General features: G+C 38.2%; 19 protein-coding genes and 1 pseudogene. 7 read left to right on the top strand and 13 right to left on the bottom strand.

All coding sequences use genetic code 11. The features are described 5' to 3' along the window. Positions 1-178 precede the first annotated feature (178 nt). The 5 genes and pseudogenes from acpP to DOK78_RS03730 all read right to left on the bottom strand — a co-directional run bounded on the left by acpP (position 179) and on the right by DOK78_RS03730 (position 5813). Positions 179-421, bottom strand: coding sequence for an acyl carrier protein (gene acpP, locus DOK78_RS03750; RefSeq protein WP_016176251.1), 243 nt, complete (start codon positions 419-421; stop codon positions 179-181). Between the two features lie 131 nt (positions 422-552). Further along, positions 553-1554 carry a phosphate acyltransferase PlsX gene (gene plsX / locus DOK78_RS03745; protein WP_207942185.1) on the bottom strand — a complete coding sequence of 334 codons (1002 nt, stop codon included), beginning with the start codon at positions 1552-1554 and terminating at the stop codon, positions 553-555. A 47-nt stretch (positions 1555-1601) separates the two neighbouring features. Further along, positions 1602-3628 (bottom strand): annotated as a pseudogene (recG, locus tag DOK78_RS03740) (ATP-dependent DNA helicase RecG). A gap of 107 nt (positions 3629-3735) precedes the next feature. Further along, a complete protein-coding gene (locus DOK78_RS03735; protein ID WP_207942187.1) occupies positions 3736-5397 on the bottom strand; it encodes a DAK2 domain-containing protein in 1662 nt (553 codons plus the stop codon). Positions 5398-5450: 53 nt separating this feature from the next. Next, entirely contained in the window at positions 5451-5813 is a 363-nt protein-coding gene (locus DOK78_RS03730) for an Asp23/Gls24 family envelope stress response protein (protein ID WP_016176255.1), read from the bottom strand. 273 nt (positions 5814-6086) lie between these two features. Between DOK78_RS03730 and rpmB the strand changes: the two genes are divergently transcribed. The 5 genes from rpmB (at position 6087) to DOK78_RS03705 (ending at position 9278) form a co-directional block, all read left to right on the top strand. Continuing rightward, positions 6087-6275 carry a 50S ribosomal protein L28 gene (gene rpmB, locus DOK78_RS03725; RefSeq protein ID WP_016176256.1) on the top strand — a complete coding sequence of 63 codons (189 nt, stop codon included), beginning with the start codon at positions 6087-6089 and terminating at the stop codon, positions 6273-6275. Positions 6276-6463: 188 nt separating this feature from the next. Continuing rightward, complete coding sequence (locus tag DOK78_RS03720; protein WP_207942188.1) at positions 6464-7090, top strand: hydrolase; 627 nt, start codon at positions 6464-6466, stop codon at positions 7088-7090. A gap of 1 nt (position 7091) precedes the next feature. After that, positions 7092-8093 (top strand): flotillin-like protein FloA, encoded by a 1002-nt coding sequence (floA, locus tag DOK78_RS03715; protein ID WP_243430709.1) that lies wholly within the window; start codon positions 7092-7094, stop codon positions 8091-8093. A 5-nt stretch (positions 8094-8098) separates the two neighbouring features. Then, positions 8099-8629, top strand: coding sequence for a hypothetical protein (locus DOK78_RS03710; RefSeq protein WP_243430710.1), 531 nt, complete (start codon positions 8099-8101; stop codon positions 8627-8629). Positions 8630-8735: 106 nt separating this feature from the next. Beyond that, complete coding sequence (locus tag DOK78_RS03705) at positions 8736-9278, top strand: hypothetical protein (RefSeq protein WP_207942190.1); 543 nt, start codon at positions 8736-8738, stop codon at positions 9276-9278. Positions 9279-9315: 37 nt separating this feature from the next. Here the strand turns inward: DOK78_RS03705 and DOK78_RS03700 are convergent, their stop codons facing one another. Next, entirely contained in the window at positions 9316-9759 is a 444-nt protein-coding gene (locus DOK78_RS03700; protein WP_207942191.1) for an 8-oxo-dGTP diphosphatase, read from the bottom strand. Between the two features lie 183 nt (positions 9760-9942). Between DOK78_RS03700 and DOK78_RS03695 the strand changes: the two genes are divergently transcribed. Beyond that, entirely contained in the window at positions 9943-12501 is a 2559-nt protein-coding gene (locus DOK78_RS03695) for a YfhO family protein (RefSeq protein ID WP_243430726.1), read from the top strand. Between the two features lie 180 nt (positions 12502-12681). On the opposite strand, the gene DOK78_RS03690 is transcribed toward DOK78_RS03695, so the two are convergent. Together DOK78_RS03690 and gltB are read right to left on the bottom strand one after the other, a co-directional pair. Further along, positions 12682-14124 carry a glutamate synthase subunit beta gene (locus tag DOK78_RS03690; RefSeq protein ID WP_207942193.1) on the bottom strand — a complete coding sequence of 481 codons (1443 nt, stop codon included), beginning with the start codon at positions 14122-14124 and terminating at the stop codon, positions 12682-12684. Between the two features lie 6 nt (positions 14125-14130). After that, positions 14131-18615, bottom strand: a complete 4485-nt coding sequence (gltB, locus tag DOK78_RS03685) for a glutamate synthase large subunit (RefSeq protein ID WP_207942194.1) — start codon at positions 18613-18615, stop codon at positions 14131-14133. A 317-nt stretch (positions 18616-18932) separates the two neighbouring features. On the opposite strand from gltB, the gene glnA reads away from it, so the two are divergent. Then, entirely contained in the window at positions 18933-20273 is a 1341-nt protein-coding gene (gene glnA / locus DOK78_RS03680; protein WP_207942195.1) for a type I glutamate--ammonia ligase, read from the top strand. Positions 20274-20317: 44 nt separating this feature from the next. Here glnA and truA read toward each other — a convergent pair whose 3' ends face one another. From truA to rplQ, 5 genes are all read right to left on the bottom strand, one after another. Further along, entirely contained in the window at positions 20318-21058 is a 741-nt protein-coding gene (truA, locus tag DOK78_RS03675; RefSeq protein ID WP_207942196.1) for a tRNA pseudouridine(38-40) synthase TruA, read from the bottom strand. 126 nt (positions 21059-21184) lie between these two features. Further along, a complete protein-coding gene (locus tag DOK78_RS03670; protein ID WP_207942197.1) occupies positions 21185-21982 on the bottom strand; it encodes an energy-coupling factor transporter transmembrane component T family protein in 798 nt (265 codons plus the stop codon). Continuing rightward, positions 21972-22838 (bottom strand): energy-coupling factor ABC transporter ATP-binding protein, encoded by an 867-nt coding sequence (locus DOK78_RS03665; protein WP_207942198.1) that lies wholly within the window; start codon positions 22836-22838, stop codon positions 21972-21974. Before DOK78_RS03665 ends, DOK78_RS03670 begins: the two co-directional genes overlap by 11 nt. Next, entirely contained in the window at positions 22814-23653 is an 840-nt protein-coding gene (locus DOK78_RS03660) for an energy-coupling factor ABC transporter ATP-binding protein (protein ID WP_207942199.1), read from the bottom strand. Before DOK78_RS03660 ends, DOK78_RS03665 begins: the two co-directional genes overlap by 25 nt. Before the next feature lie 399 nt (positions 23654-24052). Then, positions 24053-24433 carry a 50S ribosomal protein L17 gene (gene rplQ / locus DOK78_RS03655; RefSeq protein ID WP_016176270.1) on the bottom strand — a complete coding sequence of 127 codons (381 nt, stop codon included), beginning with the start codon at positions 24431-24433 and terminating at the stop codon, positions 24053-24055. Between the last annotated feature and the right edge of the window lie 15 nt (positions 24434-24448).

Raw genomic sequence — 24448 nt, 5'->3', positions numbered from 1 at the left:
AATCAAAAATCAGTGAATGTTCCCTTTAGCAAGAAAATCCTTTTATTTTTCACAACCATATCAAATTCTTAGTAATTATATAGAACGTATTTTTTATTTGCAAGCAGCACCCTAAACGCTCAAAATGCAAAAAGAAGATGATTAAATGTTTGAACATTCAATCACCTTCACCAAGTTATTAAGCTAAATGGGTTGCAATATAATCTACTGCTGCACCGACTGTTTGGATTTGTTCTGCATCTTCATCAGAAATCTCTGTACCAAACTCTTCTTCCAATTCTAACACAAATTCCATTACACTAATAGAATCGGCATTTAAATCATCTTTAATACTAGTGGCATCCGTTACTTGATTGGGATCCACTTCAAAGTGATTTGCGATTACATTGGCTACTTTTGTAAATACTTCCTCACGCGTCAATTGCATTCACCTCCACGCTTTTGACCAAAGTCTAAAAAGAGCTACGCCATATTTTACGACTTTCTTCGGCATTTGTCTAGCTTTTTTGCATTTTCATGACAAAGATTTCATTATGATTACACAAAAAAGCGTTATTCTGAGACTTTTTCTTCAAATTGATGGACTAATTTACCCACCACATCTGTCGCAAGCATTGTATGAATTTGGCGAATGGTTGTTGCCACAGCTTCAGGACCTGTAGAGCCATGCGTTTTAACAACGGGTGCTTTTAAGCCAAATAATACGGCACCACCATATTTGGCATAATCCATCTCATCTTTTAAGCCGCTTAATGCATCTTTTAATAATAAAGCGCCTAATTTGCCTTTAACGCCTGCACCTAAAATGGCTTGTTTTAACAGACTCATAATGTTCATCGCTGTTCCTTCGATTGATTTTAACACAGCATTTCCAGTAAAACCATCTGTCACCACCACATCAGCCACGCCGTTTAGCAATTCACGAGCTTCTACGTTTCCTACAAAATGAATCGCAGGTTCGTGACTCAACAACTCAAAAGCTTTTTTCGTCACTTCACTACCTTTGGTATCTTCTGTCCCATTATTTAATAAAGCCACTCGTGGTTTAGTTATGTTACGCACATTTTGTGCATAAAAAGAACCTAAGATACCATATTGAAGTAAATGCTCTGCTTTGTTTTCAGCATTGGCACCTAAATCTAACATGTCGAAGGCACCTTCTTGACCAATTACTGGCATTGTGGACATTAAACCAGGACGTTCAATACCTTTGATTCGTCCGACAATAAACAGTCCGGCTGCTAACAATGCTCCTGTATTGCCTGCTGAAAAAATCGCATCTGCTTCTCCAGCTTTGACTGCTTGAGCTGCTAAGACCATTGAGGCTTGTTTTTTACGACGAATCGCTTTGACTGGTTCATCGTCACTATTAATTTTTTCATCAGTATGGATAATTGTGATGTTCGTTTCATCCGTTATATATTTTCTAATTTCAGCTTCTTTTCCGTAAAGTAAAAACTCGATATCGGAAAATTCTTTTTTCGCTAACATGACACCTTCTACAATGGCTTGAGGGGCATTGTCGCCACCCATGGCATCAACAGCAATTTTCATGTGTGTAGCACTCCTTCCTTTATTCGTTACCTAGTATATCATACTGTTTAATCAAAAAATTGATTTTCGCCCTCTTTTTCTAAGTAGTTGGCTAGAGCTGTATACTCAGGTAAAATTTCCCATTGTTCCATTTTCCAGAGTGCTTGTGCTTCTTTACGTGCCACTTCTAAAATGTGTGCATCTGTTACTAAATCGGCGGCCGCAAATTCCGGTAAACCTGATTGACGGAAACCGAAAACTTCTCCTGGACCACGTAATTCCAAATCTTTTTCGCTAACGACAAATCCATTTGTCGTTTCAGTCATAATTTTCATGCGTTCTTTCCCAGTGTCATTTTTAGGATTGGCTACTAAAACACAATAAGACGCTTCTGCTCCTCGACCGACACGACCACGCAATTGATGCAACTGAGCCAGCCCAAAACGATCGGCATCGATAATTAACATCATCGTGGCATTGGGAACGTTAACGCCGACTTCAATAACTGTTGTCGATACCAAGACTTGACTTTCATTGTTTTTAAACGTCTCCATAATTTCATCTTTTTCACTATTTTTCATCTTCCCATGTAAAAGACTGACGTTAAATTTTGGCGCAAAATATTCCTGCAATTCTTCATAAATAGCCACTGCATTTTGCACATCTAACATTTCAGATTCCTCAATTAAAGGACAAATCACATACATTTGATGACCGGCATTGAGTTCTTGGTACGACCATTCTAAGACTTTGTCTAATTGTGGCGGACGAATCCAACGTGTTTCCACGGGAATACGACCAGCTGGCATTTCATCAATAATTGAAACGTCCATTTCTCCGTAAGCTGTGATAGCTAAGGTTCTGGGAATGGGGGTTGCTGTCATAAACAAGACATCTGGTTGAAAACCTTTTTCCCGTAAAACTCGTCGTTGGTTCACACCAAAACGATGTTGTTCATCTGTGATGACTAATCCCAAATTCGCAAAATCAACCCCTTCTTGAATTAACGCATGGGTTCCTACAATCACGTCGATTTCTCCCTTAACTAAATCAGCTAAAATTTCTCGCCGTTCTTTCGTTTTGGTAGAGCCCGTTAATAAAGCCACTCGGACTTCAGCAACGTCAAAAAGCTGCTGTAAGCTTTCCATATGTTGTTGGGCTAAAATTTCTGTTGGTACCATTAATGCTCCTTGAAAACCTGCTGTGACGGTTGCATATAAAGCAATGGCCGCTACAACTGTTTTTCCGCTTCCTACATCTCCTTGAAGCAAACGTTGCATATGTTTGGGGCTTCGTAAATCACGACAAATTTCATTGGTCACACGTTTTTGAGCATTGGTTAATTCAAATGGCAGACCTTGCGTAAAAGTTTTCAAGCGCTCAATATCATACAAAACCGCAATGCCATTGGTTTCGGCTTTTTCCGCTTTTTTCAAACCTTGAATTTTCATTTGGAATAAGAAAAATTCTTCAAACACCACGCGACGTTTTGCTTGATGATGCTGTTCTGGATTTAATGGAAAGTGCATTGCATACATTGCTTCTTTTTTGACAGTAAGCGGTATTTATCAATTAAAGATACAGGTAAATTTTCTTCAATAGCCTCGCCGAATTGATCAAATGCTTTGGTAATTAAATCAATTAATGTCGTCTGTCGAATGGCTTTATTCACGTGATAAATCGGCGCAAAATCTCCTTCACTGTTACTCCCAAGAATTTTCATTCCTGTTAATGTTTTACGCTTCGCATCCCATTTTCCATAAACAGCAATATCTTCTGACACCACGATTTTATCTTTTAAATAGGGTTGATTAAAAAATGATACACTGAACACATCACGATCTTGCATCATGCGAAATTGCAACCGTGTTTTTTTATAGCCAAAACGGCTAACTACTGGTGGTGAAACAACCAGTCCTTTAATCGTCACTTTTTCTTGATCTTGAATTTCTGTGAGTCGTCGTTCTTGAATATCATCATAACGAAAAGGATAGTACGCCATTAAATCGCCTACCGTATCAATCCCTAAATCGGCTAAATCTTGTGCACGTTTTTCACCAACTCCAGCTAATACGCGAACAGATTCTTGTAACATCGTACTTCCTCCTTTCTTCTAAAAAAAGCTTGGTCCAAAGTGAATTGACCAAGCTTTTTTTAGTTTATTGCGCACTCACTAAGTAATTATACGCAAAGTGACTATGTTTATTCTGCTGAGAATAAATATGGATAAACTGGTTGATCGCCAGTGTGAATTTCAATTTCTAAATCTCCATCGATTTCAAGCAGCGCTTTTTCCATTTTTTCAGCGTCTTCTTGTGAACCTTCTTCACCAATGATAATAGTAATGATTTCTGTATCTTCGTTCATCATTTTTTCTAACGTTTCCATCGAAACAGTAAATGAATCATCTTTTGATACCACAATCTTGCCATCAATCATCCCTAAAAAGTCGCCTTTTTTAATTTCGATGCCATCAATGGAAGTATCACGAATCGCATGTGTAATTGAACCACTTACAACGCTATCTAACATTTCTGTCATTGCTGCTTTATTTTCATCTAAGGATACTTGATCATTAAAGGCTAACATTGCTGTCATTCCTTGAGAAATCGTACGAGATGGTACAACGACTACTGGGATTTCAGCAACTTCTGCTGCTTGATCTGCCGCCATGAAAATATTTTTATTGTTTGGTAATACGATGACTTGATCTGCATTCACTTCAGAAATAGCTTTTAAGATATCTTCTGTACTTGGATTCATTGTTTGGCCACCGCTGATAACATAAGAAGCACCTAGACTTGTAAACAATTCTTGCACACCACTACCTGCTGCAATCGCAATAATTGCATATGGCGTACGTGGTTTGGCTTGAGGCGCATCATTTTCTAAAATTGTTTCGTGTTGCAGACGCATGTTGTCTACTTTTATTTTCACTAATGAACCAAATTTTTGACCGTAATTCATTACTTCACCAGGGTATTCTGTATGCACGTGTACTTTGATAATTTCATCATCATTGACAACTAATAAAGAATCACCTAATTCATTTAAGTAGTTACGGAACGTTTCATAGTCAAATTCGCTTTCAACAGTTGGTCCTTCACCAATTTTCACCATGATTTCTGTACAATAGCCAAAGGTAATATCTTCAGTAGATAATTGCCCTTGCACGCTACGGTGATGCTCAGCATTGACCATTTCTTCCATTGCAGCTGGTGTGACAAAATTTTCTTCTACAACATATTCACCATTTAAAACACTTAAAAAGCCTTCATAGATGAACAATAGTCCTTGACCACCACTATCGACAACCCCAACTTCTTTTAAAACAGGTAATAAATCAGGCGTTTTGGCTAAGGCACGTTTTGCACCAGTTACTACTGCTGTCATCACTTCTACACAGTCGTCGGTTTCAGCAGCTTTTTTCTCACCAAATTCTGCTGCTACACGAGCAACAGTCAAAATTGTTCCTTCAACAGGTTTCATAACTGCTTTGTAAGCAGTCTCCACACCATGTGTAAATGCTTTTGCCAAATCTTCGGCAGTCAATGTATCCACTGTAGGGATTTGTTTGGCAAATCCACGGAATAATTGAGATAAGATAACGCCAGAGTTTCCACGCGCTCCCATTAACAAGCCTTTTGATAAATGGTTCGCTAGTTCTCCAACTTTCTCAGAAGTTGAATCGGCTACAGCTTTTGCTCCACTTGTCATTGATAAGTTCATATTCGTACCAGTATCACCATCGGGAACTGGGAATACGTTTAATGAATTGACGAATTCTGCATTTGTTTGTAGACGATTGGCGCCAGCTTGAACCATTTCTTGGAACTGCCCTGCGCTAATATTCGTTACTTTCACTGATAAATCCTCCTTAAGATCAACCGCTGAATACTCAGCTTGTTGTCTGCCTACTAATCAGGCAATACACGTACACCTTGAACAAATACGTTCACTGAATTTGCAACAACGCCTAACATTGTTTCGAGATTGTATTTTACTTTTTCTTGAACATTGCGTGATACTTCTGAAATCTTTGTTCCATAGCTCACGATTGTATACACATCAACCGCAATGCCATTTTCTTCTTGACGTACAACGACGCCTCGAGCGTAATTTTCTTTACGTAAAATTTCATTGATATTATCTTTGATTTGATTTTTACTTGCCATACCTACAATTCCGAAGACATCCGTTGCAGCACCACCGACAACCGTTGCGATTACCTCGTTCGTAATTTCAATTGTTCCAGATGACGTTTTAATTTTTACAGCCATGATAAAGCCTCCTTAACAGACTATTGGTCTATTTTCTTCTACAATATTCTAACATAGCTACCCTACAATTAAAAGAAGAGCGCTGTTAAATGGATATGGACAATACATCCATTAAAAAATAGCTTTATAACCTTGTTTAATTTACAATGTTCTTACAAAAAAGTCAATGAATGAAAGAAAATATACTTGCAAAGAAATGAAAATTGTGATAAATTCATACAGTATGAGCCGATTTTTAGCGCTCCAACATCAAGGCAAAGGAGGAAATAAACAATGGCAAAAGTTTGCTACTTTACTGGTCGTAAAACATCAAGTGGTAATAACCGTTCTCACGCAATGAATGCTTCAAAACGTACTGTTAAACCTAACTTGCAAAAAGTTCGCGTATTAATCGACGGAAAACCTAAAAAAGTTTGGGTTTCAACTCGTGCTTTGAAATCTGGAAAAGTTGAGCGCGTTTAATTAAACACAATTGACCAACCGTTCGACTACGAGCGGTTTTTTTCTATCCTAAAAAGCAAGGCAGATAAACGATTGCTCGTTTATCTGCCTTGCTTTTTTGTTTCCTCCTGTACAGTTCGATATGACAAGTTTGCGATAAGATGTTATCATTATAATTAGAAACACAAATAAATACAGGAGGTTATGTTATGGAAGGTTTATTACTTGCCATTGGATTTCTCGGGATTGTCTGTGCCCTCTTAACTCGGTGGACAAAAACAGGAACTCTTGTCACTCTTGTCAGTTTCTACTTTTATTTCGATGTCGTTGGAATCGAAAATTGGGTGCCTTTAATTCTGTTTACACTAGGATTACTCCTAATCGTATTCGAAATCTTAATTCCCGGTTTTGGCTTTGTGGGCCTACTCGGTACTGCCTTAGTCATCGGTGGCTTATATTATACGATTGGTGATATTTTCCAAACTATTCGCGATTTAAGCATGTCAGTAGTAATCTCAACTGCTGTGATTGTCTATCTAGTTCGTCGTGGATATTCATTAACCGGAATCAATAAACTGGTTTTGAATACCAACTTACAAACGCAAAACGAAGAAAAAGCAGAAGAAAACAAAATTGTTTTACAACCCGGTTTAGTCGGTGTTGCTCAGACGCCCTTGCGTCCTTCAGGCAAAGCAACATTTGGTGGAGCCGATAGTCCAACTTACGATGTTTTAAGTACAGAAGGACTCATTTCAATAAATTCACCCATTGTCATCGAAAAAATTCAAGGAACAAAAATTTTAGTCAGAAGTTACAAACAGAAAGGTGATGAATAGTATGTATATTTCAGATACTGGAAGTAGTTATATCGGTCTAGTTATTTTAGCTGTGGTCATTTTATTTGCCCTTGCGCTATTTTTACGCTTTGTACCGGTAGGATTATGGATTACCGCTTATTTTTCAGGGGTAAAAGTGAGCATTGGAACATTAATTGGGATGCGCTTAAGAAGAGTCAATCCACAAAAAATTATCCAACCTCTAATCAAAGCAACTAAAGCCGGCTTAATCTTATCCACAAACGAATTAGAAGCCCATTTCTTAGCAGGTGGTAATGTCAATCGAGTAATCGATGCATTAATCGCTTCGCAACGTGCCAATATCGATTTGGAATTTGAACAAGCTGCCGCAATTGATTTGGCAGGTCGCGATGTATTTGAAGCCGTGCAAGTATCGGTTAATCCAAAAGTTATCGAAACACCAAAAATTGCAGCTGTAGCCAAAAACGGAATTGAAATTGTCGTAAAAGCGAAAGTAACTGTTCGTGCCAATATTGAACGCCTAGTCGGTGGTGCAGGTGAAGATACTATCATCGCCCGAGTTGGTGAAGGGATTGTTACAACGGTAGGGTCTTCTGCCAAACATTCAGATGTATTGGAAAATCCTGATTCGATTTCTAAAACTGTTTTGAAAAAAGGCTTAGATTCTGGAACTGCCTTTGAAATTCTATCCATTGATATTGCCGATGTTGATGTCGGTCGTAACATCGGTGCCGAATTGCAAACTGACCAATCAGAAGCTGATAAAAATATTGCCCAGGCTAAAGCCGAAGAACGTCGCTCAATGGCGGTTGCCCAAGAACAAGAAATGCGTGCTGAAGTTCAAAAAATGCGTGCAAAAGTTGTGGAAGCCGAAGCTGAAGTTCCATTGGCAATGGCAGAAGCATTACGCAGTGGTAATTTAGGCGTGATGGATTACTATAAAATGCAAAACATCAACGCAGATACTGAAATGAGAGCCGCAATTTCTGAACAAGCAGAGCAACCAGACGAAGAAGCGTGATCGTTATGTATGCTATCTTTGCGTTAATCATTCAATTTATTTTTAGCTTCGGACCGTTACTTTTAATTATCTTGCTGGTTGCTCTAGCTAGAAAATCCAAGCAAGAGCAACGAAAAAAACAGCAACGTCAAAGTGGACAAATTACCCGCGCTGGTCAACAGCCTGCCAAAAAAACATCTAGTAAAGGTTTTATGCAACAAATAAAAGATGAATTTCAGGCGGCCTATCAAGAAGAACAACAAAAACAACAACGAAATAAACATACGGTTCAAAAGCGGCATATGCTGACAGCAGAAGAAAAAGCAAAACAAGAACAAACAAAGCAACGCCTGCAACAAGCACAGCAACAAAAACAACGGCCAGCGTCACAGGTACGTGTCCAACAACCAGTTGCGACTAAAACACGTCCGACAGCTGTAACCAAAACGAAGCAAACTAAAAAAGAAACAACAGTCTTACCTAAAAAACAACTTGTAAATGCGATGATTTACAAAGAAATTTTAGATAAACCACTCGCCTTACGCGAAAAACACTAAGCAAAGGATTTTTTCCTTTGCTTTTTTATCACCTTCAATTGGAAACCTTTACATTTACAGCGTATAATAAAATAAAGCATGCTATTAATTGTAGAGGAGTGAGAAAATGAAAAAGAATATTTGGGGATTCATTATTATAGTGGCATTGATTTGTGGAGGAATCTTTTTATATTTGTCGTCCACACCCAAAGAATCAATCGATGTCACACGCTTGCCAAGTGAACAAGTAACCGTTTTTACGTATGAAATAAAGCGACCGAAAGATCAAGATATCTATCTTAATGATCGTTATTTCGGAAGCGAGAGCGAAACTCCACGTTTGGATACAGTCTCTTTTGTTGGTTACAAAGAACAAATCTATCACTTAACTTTCACAACAAGTGAAGACTACAAATCTTTATCGATTCGTCTAGCAAAAGCAGACACAGGTGAACCTTACACAGAAACCACGCACAACATTGAAGATGATCCCTTTAGTTATGTCGCTTTTCTCCCCTTTGAAAAAGTCAAACCCGATAATGTTATTGGTGTGGTTGTCTCGACTAAAAATCCTGAAACCCTCGAAAAAATGCAAAAAAATCCCGAAAAAGCCCGAAATTATATCAAAAAATATGACCGCATCTACCAACAAGTGGTCGTAATCAACTAACAAATCCCCATGGAAAAAGGATTCCATGGGGATTTCGTTACAATAAATGCACCTGATCTTGTTCATCATAATAAAATTCGGATAATGAATCATCTACAAAAATTTGATACATCTCTAAAAAATCTTCGGCTAAAACATAGTTGGTCAAGTCTGCTTTTTCAATCCAAAAAACCGCCCCTTCACGTGATGCTTGCAGCTCTCCCGTAGCCTTCGCGCGATAAAATAACACAACATATCGCTCTTGTTGTTTGGTTTGGAATTGTTTCACGCCACATAAAAGAGGTTGAGTAATCACGAGTCCCGTTTCTTCATGGACTTCCCGAATAACCGATTCACAAAACGATTCTGCCTTTTCGACATGACCACCCGGAAAAGTCACGCCTGGCCAATCGGGTTTTTGACGATCTTGAATCAAAATCTGTCCCTTTTCATTTTCAATCATACACATATTGGTAAATATTGCTTGCTCTGCTCGTGACATGGTAAACTCCTTTCATTTTTTGTATCGTAACATATATTTTTTTATAAAAAAATAGCTTTATCACAGCTATTTTTGCTACTTATTTTGATTCTATGTTACACTTAAAGCAAAAATTTTATTCCATGTTAGGAGGCAATTTTCTTGGCAACGATCAAAGCGTTTTGTAAACAAAATAAAACCTACATGCTCGCAAGCTTCTTTATTCCCTTGCTACTTATGGCAATTATCTATTTGACCATTGGTATTTTCCCTGGGAGTAGTCGAAGTGTATTAGCCAGCGATGCATTTTCGCAATTTTCTAATTTCCATGCAAGTTTTCGAAATGTTTTACTAGGAAAACAAAGTATTTTTTATACGTGGCATGCTTCCTTAGGGTTGAATTATCTTGCATTGGTTTCTTATTATCTCGGTGGATTTTTCACACCATTAGTGATTTTATTCCCCAATCAATGGATGCCTGATGCCTTATATTTCTTGACTTTAATCAAAATTGGCAGTGCTGGCTTAGCTTTTTGGTTTTACGCTAAGCATACGTTTAAATTGCATCAATGGCACTATGTGACATTAGCTGTTTGTTATGCGCTTATGTCTTTTGTTACTGCTCATTCAGAATTAATTATGTGGTTGGACGCATTTGTCTATCTACCCTTAATTATCTGGGGAATTAATCGCTTATTAGATGATGGAAAACCTAAATTATTATTTATTAGTTATTTCATGCTCTTTTTCTCTAGTTTTTATATGGGCTTTATGATTGGTATTTTTTCCGTTCTGTATTTCCTTGCTCGCTTATTTAGTCAATGGTCTACTTATAAAAAACGAATTATTCCGTATGGGGTTACGTCACTCTTAGCTGGTGGCGCGGCAATGATTATTATTTTACCAGCAATCTTAGACTTACGAACAAATGGTGAAGAGCTAACACAAATCACCACGTTTAAAACTGCTGCGACCAATTGGTTAGATTTTTTTGTTAAAAATATGATTGGTGTTTATGACAATACAAAATATGGTTCCATTCCATTTATTTTTGTGGGCTTACTTCCATTAATGTTTTGTACCCTTTATTTTGTCTCACGCGCTATTCCTTGGAAAAACAAACTATTGTACCTAGGAATATTTGCCGTCTTAATGGCAAGTTTCTATATCACACCTTTAAATTTATTTTGGCATGGCATGCATGCACCAAATATGTTCTTATTCCGTTATGCGTATCTGTTATCTTTTTTAATTGTGATGCTTGCTGGATACGGTTGGGAACAATTTAAAGTAAAAGATCGTGGAACGATGTTAGGTATTTTATTAACATGGATGGTAATTTTTGGGTTAACTTATGGCTTTATTCCTGAAGATAGTTACGACTACCTCACGCTCACTTCTTTTGTTTTAACAATGGTCTTTTTAATTGTTTATAGCTTAGTCATTGCTTTTTATCAAAAAGGCTTATTTACCAAAAAACGCTTTGCTTTATTTACATTGCTATTTGTTTCTTTGGAAATGGCATTAAACACAAATGGCATGGTTCATGGGATATTAGATGATTGGAATTATGCTTCTCGTAGTTTATATACGGAACCCTTTAAAGATATTAAAACTTTAGTTACTCAAACAAAAAAAGAAAATGATGGTTTTTACCGCTTAGAAAATCTTGATCCTGTATCGTCAAATGATAGTATCAATTATGGTTACAATGGGATTGGTTTGTTTTCTTCGATTCGTAATCGCCACTCGTCCAGTTACTTAAATCAACTTGGTTTTCGTTCACGAGGAACGAATTTAAACATTCGTTATCCAAATAATACCGTATTAATGGATAGTTTAATGGCAGTGAAATATAATATTGCCAAACAAGCTGTCGACAAATACGGCTTTAATGAAGTGGCAACAAGCGGTTCTTACAAACTCTATGAAAATCAAAATGCCTTACCATTAGCCTTTTTAGCTAATCCAGCAAGTAATGAAATTGAGCAATATGAAAATGATAATTTAGGTAGCCAAACGAATTTACTAAATGGATTAACGGATTTAAATGAGCAGTATTTCCACTTTTATCCAATTACTCGCATTGGCACTAAAAATACAAAAGTTACCGAGCAAGGCAACCATACAAAATTTTCTGAAGAAACAACAAATGTTGCCAAAGAGGTAACGTGGCAAGTGAGCGTTCCTGCTCATTCACAAGCCTATTTAAGTTTGTATCCTACTAATTTTTCACAGTTAGAAAGTTCAACTGCCACCATTACGGTCAATGGTGAATCGCGAAAAACGCAAATTGGTATTAATGGACAATACTATAATTTAGGATATTATGATGTACCAACCACCGTTGAATTTACGGCTAGTTTTTATGGAACGAAAGAAATTTCTTTCCAACATCCTCAAGTTGTGACTTTAGATACACAAGCATATCAACGGGCTATTGATACTCTTCAGCAACAAAGCATTGAGATGAGCACCGGTAAACGCAGTGCAAAAGGAACAATCACGACAAACAAAGAGCAACAACTGATTACGACTATTCCTTATGATAAAGGTTGGCGTGCTACTTTAGATGGCAAAAAAGTGGCTATCGAAGCTTTCCAAGAAGCATTTATCAGCTTAAAAGTCCCTAAAGGAACCCACGAAATCAAATTAACTTACCTACCACCGGGATTCTTAGCAGGTACTTTCTTATTTATTAGTTGTATTGGTTTGTTCATTCTCTTTGAACGTTATTATACAAAAAAACGAACAGAGCGATAAGAGCTCCATTCGTTTTCAAGGATTGTGACATAAGTAAACACAGGATAAAACGATCCGAATGATTTAGAGTGAATAGCGCTAATTCTGGTGAATTTGCGACGAAAGCCTGCTAGACTACAGGTACTCTCTCTATCGTTCGGATCGTTCACTGTTCAATCGACTGATATTCCAACTACTTTTTTATTGATAACTTAATGCACGTAAGGATTCATCCATCTTTTCGGCTGCTAAACGACCTTCCCGAATTCCCCAGATAACTAGACTAGGACCACGTCTTGCATCGCCAGCGACCATTACACGTTCGTTATTTGTTGTATAATCATCATAAATTTCCTCCACATCAAACGCATCAAACAAGGCGTTTTCTGGACCTAAAAAACCCATCGCAAGTAAAACTAAATCTGCTTTCAAAACTTTTTTAGTCCCTTCAATTGGTTGGAAATTTTGTCCAACTTTTACTGTTTCAATGGCAATTAATTGTCCACGTTCTGCGCCAATAAAAGCACTTGTCGAAGTAGCATAAGTTGTAAGTGGTTCTTGGTATAAAAATTCGGCTTCTTCTTGTCCGTAGCCTTTGCGACTGGTCATTGGATATTCAGGCCACGGATTGCTCGCTTGGCGTTGCCCAGGTAATTCTGGCGTGATTTCTAACTGGCGCACCGATGCAGCTCCTTGTCGAACTGCTGATCCAATACAATCGTTTCCTGTATCACCTCCACCAATCACGATGACATGTTTCCCTTCCAATTTACGACTCGTTGCTTGTTTCCCATGTTTTAGCACATCTCTTGTTGCTTCGGTTAAATAATCGACAGCAAAGCGAACACCTTCTAGCTCTCGTCCTGGAATTTTCAAATCACGCGGAACACTTGCACCAGTGGCAAGGAGAACACGATCATAACTGTCTTGTAATTCTTCTGCTGAAATATCCCGACCAATTTCTGTATTCGCAATAAATTCAATACCTAACTCTGCCATCAAATCAATACGCCGCTGCACAATATCTTTATCTAATTTCATATTAGGAATGCCATACATCAATAAGCCACCAAAGCGATCACTACGTTCATAAACCGTAACTTGGTGCCCTAGTTGATTTAAACGCCAAGCAGCCGACAATCCTGCAGGTCCACTCCCAACCACGGCTACTTTAAAGCCTGTTTTTGATTCTGTCGGTAAACCAGACTCTCTTACCCAGTCATTTTCAAAAGCCGTATCAATGATAAATCGTTCATTGTCGTGAATGGCTACTCCATCCCCATTCAGAGCTTCCGTGCAGCCTTTCTCACAAGGTGCAGGACAGACACGTCCGGTCATTTCTGGCAATGGATTGGTACGTGCAAGACGCTCAAATGCCGCTTTATATCGGCCTTGATAAACTAGATCGTTCCACTCTGGAATCAGATTATCATTGGGACAACCAGAAACTGCGCGTTGTCCCCCATAAAAGGAGCCTGTATGACAAAAAGGAATACCACAATTCATACAACGTGCGGCTTGTTCCTGACGCTCTTCTTCTGGTAGCGGTGTTTGTAATTCATGCCAATCGAAAATTCGTTCCTCCACCTCACGATACGGATTTTCTTTTTTTGGATATTTTAAGAAACCAAATGGATCTGCCATTTTCACTCACTCCTTCCCGACTGGAATCGATAATTGAGCACCGACAACTGCTTCAAAAGCTTTGGCTAGCACTTCTTCTTCTGCAAAACCTGCACGACGCATTTCATTGGTTGCTGCAACCATACGATGGTATTCACGTGGATATACTTTCACAAAATGTTGACTTGTTGTTTCCCAGTCTTGTAAAATTTCTGCGGCTTTCAAAGAATCAGTATATTGGAAATGATTCTCAAGCAATTTTTTCAATTGATTGTCGTCTTCGGTTTCGCCAATACGATACAATTCCACCATTTCTAAATTACATTTTTCTGCAAATTGATTTTCCGGATCATAAACGTAAGCCACCCCACCAGACATTCCTGCACCAAAATTTCGACCAGTTTTTCCTAAGATAACGACTGTTCCACCAGTCATATATTCACAACCATGGTCACCTACGCCTTCAACCACGACGTTTGCTCCACTATTTCTGACACAGAATCGTTCGCCTGCAAAACCTCTGAAATAAGCTTCACCGCGATTGGCACCAAAACAAGCGACGTTCCCAACAATCGTTGAATTTTCGACATCATAGCTTGCATCTTCTGGTGGAACGATAATCAAACGTCCGCCACTCAAGCCTTTAGCTACATAATCATTCGCTTCTCCAATGAGTTTCAATTCCATTCCTTGCACAGTAAATGCACCAAAACTCTGACCTGCAATTCCTGTATAAGTGTAACGTAGCAATCCTGGTTTCAAGGTATAGTTACCAAATCGTTCGGCAATCCAACCGCCCATTCGTGCGCCGACTGTCCGTTGCACGTTATTGATTGACTGTTGGACATTCGTTGGCTGTTCAAACTCAATAGCAGCTTGCGCATAGGTATCTAATTCTTTCCATTGACGTTTCTCTAAAAACGGATCAACCGTCTTGCGAGCAATCCCTAATTCGTGACCAATCATGTTCGAAAAGTCTAATGATTTGGCTTTCCCTTTCGCAACAAAACGTGGCACTAGGCATTCCCCATGACCAATCATTTCATCAATGGTTTTAAAACCTAACTCTGCCATGACCTCCCGTAAATCTTCTGCCAAATACATCATCATATTGACAATATGCTCTGGTTTTCCGACAAAGAATTTCCGTAAAGCAGGATTTTGAGTCGCAATCCCGACTGGACAAGTATTTAAACTACACACGCGCATCATCACACAGCCAATTGCAACCAGTGGCAATGAAGCAAAACTGTATTCTTCTGCTCCTAACAAAGCTGCAACCGCAATATCACGACCAGTCATTAATTTCCCATCAGTTTCTAAAGTCATTCGTTGGCGCAAGTTATTCATCAGTAAGGTTTGGTGTGCCTCGGCTAATCCCATTTCCCAAGGAAGTCCCGCATCCCGAACGGCTGTCCGAGGAGAAGCGCCTGTTCCACCATCATAGCCGGAAATGACCACCACATCTGCACCTGCTTTAACAACACCTGTCGCAATCGTTCCGACGCCTGTACTAGAAACCAATTTCACATTGATTTTGGCATAGGGATTGACTGTTTTTAAGTCATAAATTAATTGCGCCAAATCTTCAATCGAATAAATATCATGATGCGGTGGTGGCGAAATCAATTGGACGCCTGGCGTAGAACCACGGATTTCAGCAACCCATGGAAAAGCTTTATTAGCAGGTAATTGTCCGCCTTCTCCTGGTTTTGCACCTTGCGCCATTTTAATTTGTAATTCTTCGGCATTCATCAGATATTCTGTATTTACGCCAAACCGGCCTGATGCAACTTGTTTAATTTTACTATTATAATTTTTACCATTTGGTTGCACCTTGAAACGCTCACGATGCTCGCCACCCTCGCCACAATTTGATTTTGCCCCGATATTATTCATCGCTTCTGCAATACATTTATGTGCTTCTTCACTTAAAGAACCATACGACATCGCACCAACTTTAAAACGTTTAACAATCGTTGTGGCTGGTTCTACTTCATCTAGCGCAATTGAAGTTCTGGATTTTTTAAACATCCACATTGAACGTAATGTCGTGGGATTTTCTAAGGCTTCATTATCCATTTGTGTGGCATATTTTTTATATAATGAATAGTCATTAGTACGAACTGCTTTTTGGAAATTATAAATCGTCGTGGGATTATATAAATGATGTTCGCCATCCGCCTTATATTGGAAACTGCCTCCAGATGGTAAATAATCCCGATGCTTTTCACCAAAAGCTAATTCATAGCGTAAACTATATTCTTTTTCAATTTGTGCTAATGATAATCCACCAATTCGCGAAGCCGTTCCTGTGAAATATTGATCAGTTACTTCCTTAGAAATACCTACTACTTCAAATAATTGGGCACCATGATAACCTGCAACTGTCGAAATTCCCATCCGTGACATAATTTTAATGATGCCTTTTTCACACGCTTTGCGATAGTTTTCAACTTTATCCTTCAAGTCAAAATATTCTAACGTGGCATAGGCACCGTATGGATGAATACCGCTAGCACCATATCCAATCAGCGTGGCATAATGATGAATTTCGCAAACTTCTGCCGTATCTACCACAATGGATGCTTTGGCACCTTTTCTTTGTCTGACTAAATAATTGTAAAGACCAGAAACGGCTAATAAAATAGGAATTGGCCGTTTGCCTTTCGTAGCATTTCTATCGGATAAAATCAGAATAGTTGCCCCTTGATCAATTTTTGCTTCTGCTTCTCTAAATAAAGCATCTAAGGCATGATACAAACCATTTTGTTTTGTCTCTGAATAATCGTATAAAATCGATTGCGTCACTGTTTTTTGATGTTTTTGCTTTAATTGCTGAATTTTAAAAAAATCACTAGTCGTTAAAATTGGACTTTCAATTTTTAATTTCCGACAATTTTGTGGATGGTCTTTTTCAATTTCGCCATCACAACCTAAAAACAACTCGGTACCGATAACCATCTTCTCGCGAATTGCATCAATCGGCGGATTTGTGACTTGGGCAAATTGCTGTTTAAAATAAGTAAATAACGATTGTGGTTGCTCACTTAATACTGCTAGTGGCGAATCAAATCCCATTGAAACGACCGGCTCCTCTCCCTCTTCTGCCATGGGAATAATCAAGGTCCGAATCATCTCATCGGTATAGCCAAACATTTTCCATAACATCAACATGTCGTCTTCGGTATAGGTGCTTTTTTCCTCTACATCGGTTAATGATTCTAAAGAAAGTAAATGTTTGGTTAACCATTTACGATAAGGATAAGCTTTCGCATATTGCTCTTTGATTTCATTATTATGATGAATTTCCCCTGTCGTTGTATCAACTAAAAACATATTAGCCGGACCCAGCACCCCTTTTTCAATAATCGTAGCTGCTGGTAAATCAACTACACCAGACTCTGAAGCTACGACAACTAATCCTTCTTCAGTAATCCAATACCTCGATGGGCGTAATCCATTGCGATCTAACGTGGCACCAACCATTTTTCCATCCGTAAAACACAAAGCAGCCGGTCCATCCCACGGGGTCATGAAACTTGCATTGTATTCATTAAAAGCGGTTAGCTCCTCTGATAAATTTGCCGTTTTTGACCAAGCTTCTGGTACCATCATCATTAAAGATTGCGGAATGTCTCGCCCGTTGCGATACAAATATTCTAAACAATTTTCCAATTTAGCTGAATCAGAATTTTCTTCGTCGTACATTTCTATTTGATGACTGTGCATCCAGTTTTCGGCACCACGTAACGTATTGATTTCACCATTGTGTGCTAAGAAGCGAAACGGTTGCGCTCGATTCCAACTTGGAAAAGTATTCGTCGAGAAACGTGAATGAGTTAAAGCAATACTTGTCTCCATTTCTGAATCTTGTAAATCTGTGAAAAATAATCCGACTTGATAGGCATGCAACATCCCCTTATAAACAATCGTTTGGCTGGATAAACTACAAATCGATAACTCGTCAGCTTGATAACTTTTTTCGAGGCTTCTTCGCAAATGGTATAGTTGGTCTTCGAACTGTCTACCTGCATTTACATCGATTGGTTTTTCAATAAATAATTGAACAAAGCTTGGCATGACTTTTTGTGCTCCAGGTCCACATTGATAAAAGGCGTAAGGTACCTCTCTTTCCAACAACACTCGAAATCCTGCAGCTGAAATATCTTTTACCATTGATTGTTGCAATGAATGTTTTTCTTCTTTATCTTTAGGTAAAAACAACATAGCTACTGCATATTCTGATTGTTTCGGTAAATGGACGCCTAACTTCAAGGCTTCTTTACGAAAGAAACGATCCGGCATAGCCATTAGAATACCCGCACCATCGCCTGTATCAGCTTCGGCGCCTGTTCCCCCGCGATGATTCATTCGTTCCAACATCATCAAGGCATAATCGATTAATTTTCTTGAAGCTTTTCCATCTCTTTGAGCAATAAATCCCATCCCACAAGCATCTTTTTCAAAGCTGGGACGATACATTGTTTGTTTCATCATTTCATTTTTCATGGAGCCACCTTCTTCTGAATATTCTGAAAAACAGTCGTGAAAACGTTTCGTTCTTTTCGTTATGTAAGATTATATCACATCATTTTTTAATAAAACAAGAAATTTCATATTAAAATCAATGAGAATCATTATCATTTTTAAAAAAATATTGATTTATGTTACATTTTCTAACATAAATGATTGACAAGTAAAAAAATAATTGGTATAGTTCCAATATAAATTGAACGGAACGAACTGAAACGAGGAAAACCAACTTTTTCAGTGACTTCCTTCAACTTACACTTAATAGATGATAATGAATAAAAGGATGGGATAATATGACCAAAACGAGCAATACCGTAGCCGAAATTAAAGAAATTGCCAAAAAAGAAAATGTCCGCTTTTTACGTTTGATGTTTACCGATATTCTTGGTGTCATAAAAAATGTAGAAGTTCCAATCAGTCAATTAGATAAGGTATTGGAAAATAAGATGATGTTCGACGGCTCTTCAATTGAGGGCTTCGTACGTATTGAAGAAAGTGATATGTATCTTTATCCAGATTTAGCCACATGGATGATTTTCCCATGGGAAAGCGAACATGGAAAAGTTGCCCGATTAATTTGTGATATCTACAATCCTGATGGTACACCATTTGCTGGAGATCCCCGTGGCAATTTAAAACGTGCACTTGCAGATATGGAAGCTCTTGGTTTCACTTCCTTTAACTTAGGTCCTGAACCAGAATTTTTCTTATTTAAATTAGATGAACATGGCGAAATTACGACAGATTTAAACGACCAAGGCGGTTATTTTGATTTTGCTCCGACCGATTTAGGCGAAAACTGCCGTCGTGATATTGTATTAGAATTAGAAAGTTTAGGTTTTGAAGTAGAAGCCTCCCACCATGAAGTAGCTCCCGGACAACACGAAATTGACTTTAAATACGCAAATGTTTTAGAAGCTTGCGATAACATTCAAACATTTAAACTAGTGGTTAAAACGATTGCTAGAAAACACGGACTACACGCAACCTTTATGCCAAAACCTTTATACGGCATTAATGGCTCTGGGATGCACTGTAACATGTCATTATTTAAAGGCGAGGAAAATGCCTTCTATGATCCAGAAAACGAGATGGAGCTAAGTGCTACTGCCTATCATTTCCTTGCTGGTTTATTAGAACATGCCCGTGCCTATACTGCCATTTGTAACCCAACAGTGAACTCTTACAAACGTTTAGTTCCAGGATATGAAGCACCCGTTTATGTTGCATGGTCAGGTAGAAACCGTTCACCATTAATTCGTGTACCAGAATCACGTGGTCTATCTACACGTTTAGAATTACGTTCTGTAGACCCTTCTGCTAACCCATATTTAGCAATGGCAGCTTTACTACAAGCTGGACTAGATGGTATAAAACAAGAACTAACGCCAACTCCAGCGGTTAACAGCAACATCTATGTCATGAATGAAGACGAACGCGCAGCAGCTAAAATTTCTGACTTACCTTCAACTTTACACAATGCTTTAAAAGAATTACGTAAAGATGACGTTATTAAAGATGCCTTAGGTGATCATATTTTCAATAATTTCTTAGTTTCAAAACGTTTTGAATGGGATGCCTACAAACAATCTGTTTCAGAATGGGAAAGAGAACAATATTTAGAACTTTATTAAACAAAAAAAGGGTTCAGAAATCATTATTGATTTCTGAGCCCTTTTTAATAACGTACTTCTTTTAAATAAAGTCCTTCTGGATGCGCTGTTGGACCAGCTAAATTACGATCTTTTCCTGCAATAATTGCAGGAATACTATCAGCTGGCATTCGATCATTGCCAATTTTCAAAAGCGTACCTACCATAATACGGATCATTTTATATAAAAAACCATCTCCACGGAAAGTGAATACTAACTCATCCCCCATTTCATTGACCCTGACATTCGCTTCATAAATTGTTCTAGTTTTGTCTTCTACTGAACTGCCAGTTGCACAAAACGATGTAAAATCATGTGTACCTAAAAAATCTGGTAACGCCCGTTCAATTTTTGCCACATCAATCGCATACGGGAAATAACTCGCATAAAAACGACGAAATGGACTACGAGGTTTGCCAATGTCGACACGAAACTCATAGATTTTCTCCTTCACTAAATAGCGTGAATGGAAATCTTCAGCCACCAATTCGACTGATTTTACAGCGACATCATCTGGCGTTTGGGTATCTAAGCCAAAACGCATTTTTTCTAGCGGACGTTCATACGGAAAGTCAAAATGAATCACTTGGCCTAACGCATGTACGCCAGCATCTGTACGACCAGAACCATGTATTTCTATTCGTTGATTTGCCATTTTTGTCAATGTTTTTTCTACTTCTTCTTGAACCGTACGTCCAGAAGATTGACGTTGAAAACCATTAAAATTTGTTCCATCATAGGCAATAATTGCTTTATATCGAACCATGTTTTTCTTTCCTCCAAAGTAGTATAGCGTAGCATTTTAACAACAAAATATCCGAATTATAGTGAGGTTACTAGGCATCTCTTCTATAATTCGGGTATTTTTCACTTCTATTTATACTATCATTTATTAGTTTCTTAAATAAATCAATCCCACAGTAACAAACACATAAACAATTACTGTGATGGTATCTCGAGTATGCCAATGCAACACACGATATTTACTGCGACCTTCGCCACCTTGGTAACCACGTGCTTCCATGGCTGTCGCTAAGTCGTCCGCTCGATTAAAACTACTTACAAACAACGGAATCAACAATGGTACCACAGCTTTCATTTTTTGAACTAAATTCCCTTCACCAAAATCAACGCCTCGCGCACGTTGCGCATTCATGATTTTTTCTGTCTCATCCATTAAAGTTGGTACAAAGCGTAAAGCAATGGACAGCATTAACGAAATTTCATGAACAGGAAACTTAATAGCTTTTAATGGTCGCAAGATATATTCTATTGCATCCGATAGTTCTAAAGGTGGTGTCGTTAAAGTTAAGAGCGTGGACATAAAAATAATTAAGACGAAACGGCAAAAAATGAAAATCCCATTTTGAACGCCGTATTCCGTCAAACGAAAAATTCCCCATTGCCAGTAAATCTGTCCGCCACTTGTAAAAAACATTTGCAGGGCGACTGTAAACAGAATCAACCATAAAAGTGGTCGCACACCACGTAAAAAGAAACCAAAATCAACTTTTGATAAAAAGACACAAAACAAAGTAAATACCGATAAAAACAGATAACTTTGCCAATTATTTGCAAAGAAGATAATTCCAATAAAATAAAAACTCATTAATAATTTAGTTCGTGGATCTAAACGATGAATTAATGAATCCCCTGGAATATAACGACCTAAAATCAGTTTATTCATCATGAGCAAGTCCTCCTTGCGCTAAAAGAGCATCTGCTAAGGCTTCTGCTGTTAGTGGTAATGTTTCAAAGGTGATGCCTTTCGCAATTAAACGTTGCGCGAATTCAGCGGCAGTTGGGACACCTAATTGTTTTTCTTGTAACCAAGCAACATCTTGAAAAACTTCTTCAGGCGTTCCACGTTTCACGATTTTACCTTTTTCTAAAACATATACATAATCTGCAAAATTAGCAACATCATCCATTAAATGCGTTACTAAGATAATGGTAATATTTTTTTCTTGATGCAAACGTTCAAACATTTCCATCATTTCTTTACGTCCTTGAGGATCTAATCCCGCCGTTGGTTCATCTAGGACCAATACTTCTGGTTCCATTGCTAAAACGCCAGCAATCGCTACTCGACGCATTTGTCCGCCAGACAAATCAAAAGGTGAACGCTCCAAATAACTTTCGTCCAAACCAACTAATTTTAGATTTTCTTTCGCTAAAATTTTCGCTTCTTCTTCTGAAACACCAAAATTCTTTGGACCAAAAGCAATATCTTTTTCAACCGTTTCTTCAAAAAGTTGCGCTTCGGGAAATTGGAAAACAATGCCTACTTTTTTACGAATAGGTTTTAAATTTTTATTGTTTGTTTCAGGGGTAATTTCACGATCACCAATCCATACTTTTCCTGAAGTGGGTTTCAACAATGCATTCAAATGCTGCAATAAGGTCGACTTTCCACTACCTGTATGGCCCACTAGTGCAGTATAAGAACCTTCTTTAATATCTAAATCAATATCAAATAAAACTCGTTGCTCAAAAGGTGATTTTGGTTGATAAGTAAAATTTACTTTTTCAAAATGGATGTCCATAGCCAATCCACCATCCCTTCTTCAGTCAAATAGTTTTGTGGCACATCAACACCACGTTGTTTCAACGATTGCTTTAGTTTTTCTGGGAAAGGCAAATCTAATCCCATTTCAACTAATTTTGGTCCAGCAGAAAAAATTTTTTCTGGCGTTCCTTCATCTACTAGTTGCCCTTGACGCATCACTAAAACACGATTTGCATTTGCCGCCTCGTCAATATCATGCGTAATAGAAAGAACGGTCAAATTATTTTCTTCCTTAATCTTTTTAATGGTCGCAATAACTTCTTCACGACCTTCTGGATCTAACATACTGGTAGCTTCATCTAAAATAATAATATCTGGACGTAAAGCCACTACGCCAGCAATCGCTACTCGTTGTTTTTGACCACCAGATAAACGAACAGGTTCCTTAGTGGCAAACTCAGACATCCGAACTTGTTCAAGTGCGTTTTTTACACGTTCAATCATTTCATCACGCGGTACGCCTTGATTTTCCATTCCAAATGCCACATCATCTTCAACCGTAGCACCCACAAATTGGTTATCAGGATTTTGAAACACCATTCCTACCATTTTGCGGACAGACCAAATATTTTCTTCATTTAATTCTTTCGATCCAACTTTCACTGAACCACTTTCAGGAAGTAATAAGCCATTAATTGTTTTTGCTAGGGTTGATTTGCCTGAACCATTGTGACCAATAATTGCCACCCATTCGCCTTGGTTAATCGATAGCGAAACATCTTCTAAAGCCGGACGAGCATCCGTTCGTTGATATTTGAATGTAAGATTATTTAATTCAATAATAGGTTTCATAGGTACTCCTTTGTATTAAACTTTTATCAAAAAATTTAGTTTGTTTTTCATGTCATACATCATTGCGATTTCATACAGTCACTGATTAATCGTGTCTTGCGAGCACTATTGCTTCAATCTGATTCTAACTAACACTACCAAAAAACAAGGTAGATTTCAATTATTCTGAAGATTTTCATGGAAAATGTCGATTTTTTTCATCCTCCATCAGGTCAAGGTGTCTTGACAGTTAATCGAGGATAAAAAAAAACACTTTATGATGAGTGCATACCCCCTGAAAATCTTCCTTCCAGGGGGTAGCGCCGAGCTAGACTCGGAGGTTTCCCTCCAACATCATAACACTCTTAAAGTTCATCTACAAAGTGATGCTAAACGGTGACCCGTTTATTAAGTGTGATTTTAAACTAGTTCTAGGATAACCATTGGTGCAGCATCTCCGCGTCTTGGTTCTGTCTTCAAGATACGTGTGTAGCCACCTTGGCGATCTGCATAACGAGGAGCGATATCGCTAAATAGCTTTTGTAAAGCTGATTCGATAACGATTTCTTCGTTTTCTTCACGTACACTTGCTACTTCATTACGAACGAATGCAGCAGCTTGGCGACGTGCATGTAAATCACCGCGTTTTCCTAGAGTGATCATTTTTTCTGCAGTTGAGCGAACTTCTTTCGCACGAGCTTCCGTCGTCACGATGCGTTCGTTAATGATTAAATCAGTTGTTAAATCACGCAACATCGCTTTACGTTGGCTAGATGTGCGTCCTAGTTTACGATAACTCACGTGGTTTCCCTCCTT

This window comes from Enterococcus sp. DIV2402 (assembly GCF_017426705.2).
Classification (GTDB): Bacteria; Bacillota; Bacilli; order Lactobacillales; family Enterococcaceae; genus Enterococcus_F; species Enterococcus_F lowellii.
The sequence above is the reverse complement of the archived record's forward strand: the minus strand, read 5'-3'. Positions and strand labels throughout refer to the sequence as shown.

What these genes read in the sequence shown, in the direction of transcription:
- plsX (WP_207942185.1), bottom strand. Translation starts at nt 1,554, where the DNA reads ATGAAAATTGCTGTTGATGCCATGGGTGGCGACAATGCCCCTCAAGCC.
- DOK78_RS03730 (WP_016176255.1), bottom strand. Translation starts at nt 5,813, where the DNA reads ATGGCTGTAAAAATTAAAACGTCATCTGGAACAATTGAAATTACGAAC.
- rpmB (WP_016176256.1), top strand. Translation starts at nt 6,087, where the DNA reads ATGGCAAAAGTTTGCTACTTTACTGGTCGTAAAACATCAAGTGGTAAT.
- DOK78_RS03720 (WP_207942188.1), top strand. Translation starts at nt 6,464, where the DNA reads ATGGAAGGTTTATTACTTGCCATTGGATTTCTCGGGATTGTCTGTGCC.
- floA (WP_243430709.1), top strand. Translation starts at nt 7,092, where the DNA reads ATGTATATTTCAGATACTGGAAGTAGTTATATCGGTCTAGTTATTTTA.
- DOK78_RS03710 (WP_243430710.1), top strand. Translation starts at nt 8,099, where the DNA reads ATGTATGCTATCTTTGCGTTAATCATTCAATTTATTTTTAGCTTCGGA.
- DOK78_RS03705 (WP_207942190.1), top strand. Translation starts at nt 8,736, where the DNA reads ATGAAAAAGAATATTTGGGGATTCATTATTATAGTGGCATTGATTTGT.
- DOK78_RS03700 (WP_207942191.1), bottom strand. Translation starts at nt 9,759, where the DNA reads ATGTCACGAGCAGAGCAAGCAATATTTACCAATATGTGTATGATTGAA.
- DOK78_RS03695 (WP_243430726.1), top strand. Translation starts at nt 9,943, where the DNA reads ATGCTCGCAAGCTTCTTTATTCCCTTGCTACTTATGGCAATTATCTAT.
- DOK78_RS03690 (WP_207942193.1), bottom strand. Translation starts at nt 14,124, where the DNA reads ATGGCAGATCCATTTGGTTTCTTAAAATATCCAAAAAAAGAAAATCCG.
- gltB (WP_207942194.1), bottom strand. Translation starts at nt 18,615, where the DNA reads ATGAAAAATGAAATGATGAAACAAACAATGTATCGTCCCAGCTTTGAA.
- glnA (WP_207942195.1), top strand. Translation starts at nt 18,933, where the DNA reads ATGACCAAAACGAGCAATACCGTAGCCGAAATTAAAGAAATTGCCAAA.
- truA (WP_207942196.1), bottom strand. Translation starts at nt 21,058, where the DNA reads ATGGTTCGATATAAAGCAATTATTGCCTATGATGGAACAAATTTTAAT.
- DOK78_RS03670 (WP_207942197.1), bottom strand. Translation starts at nt 21,982, where the DNA reads ATGATGAATAAACTGATTTTAGGTCGTTATATTCCAGGGGATTCATTA.
- DOK78_RS03665 (WP_207942198.1), bottom strand. Translation starts at nt 22,838, where the DNA reads ATGGACATCCATTTTGAAAAAGTAAATTTTACTTATCAACCAAAATCA.
- DOK78_RS03660 (WP_207942199.1), bottom strand. Translation starts at nt 23,653, where the DNA reads ATGAAACCTATTATTGAATTAAATAATCTTACATTCAAATATCAACGA.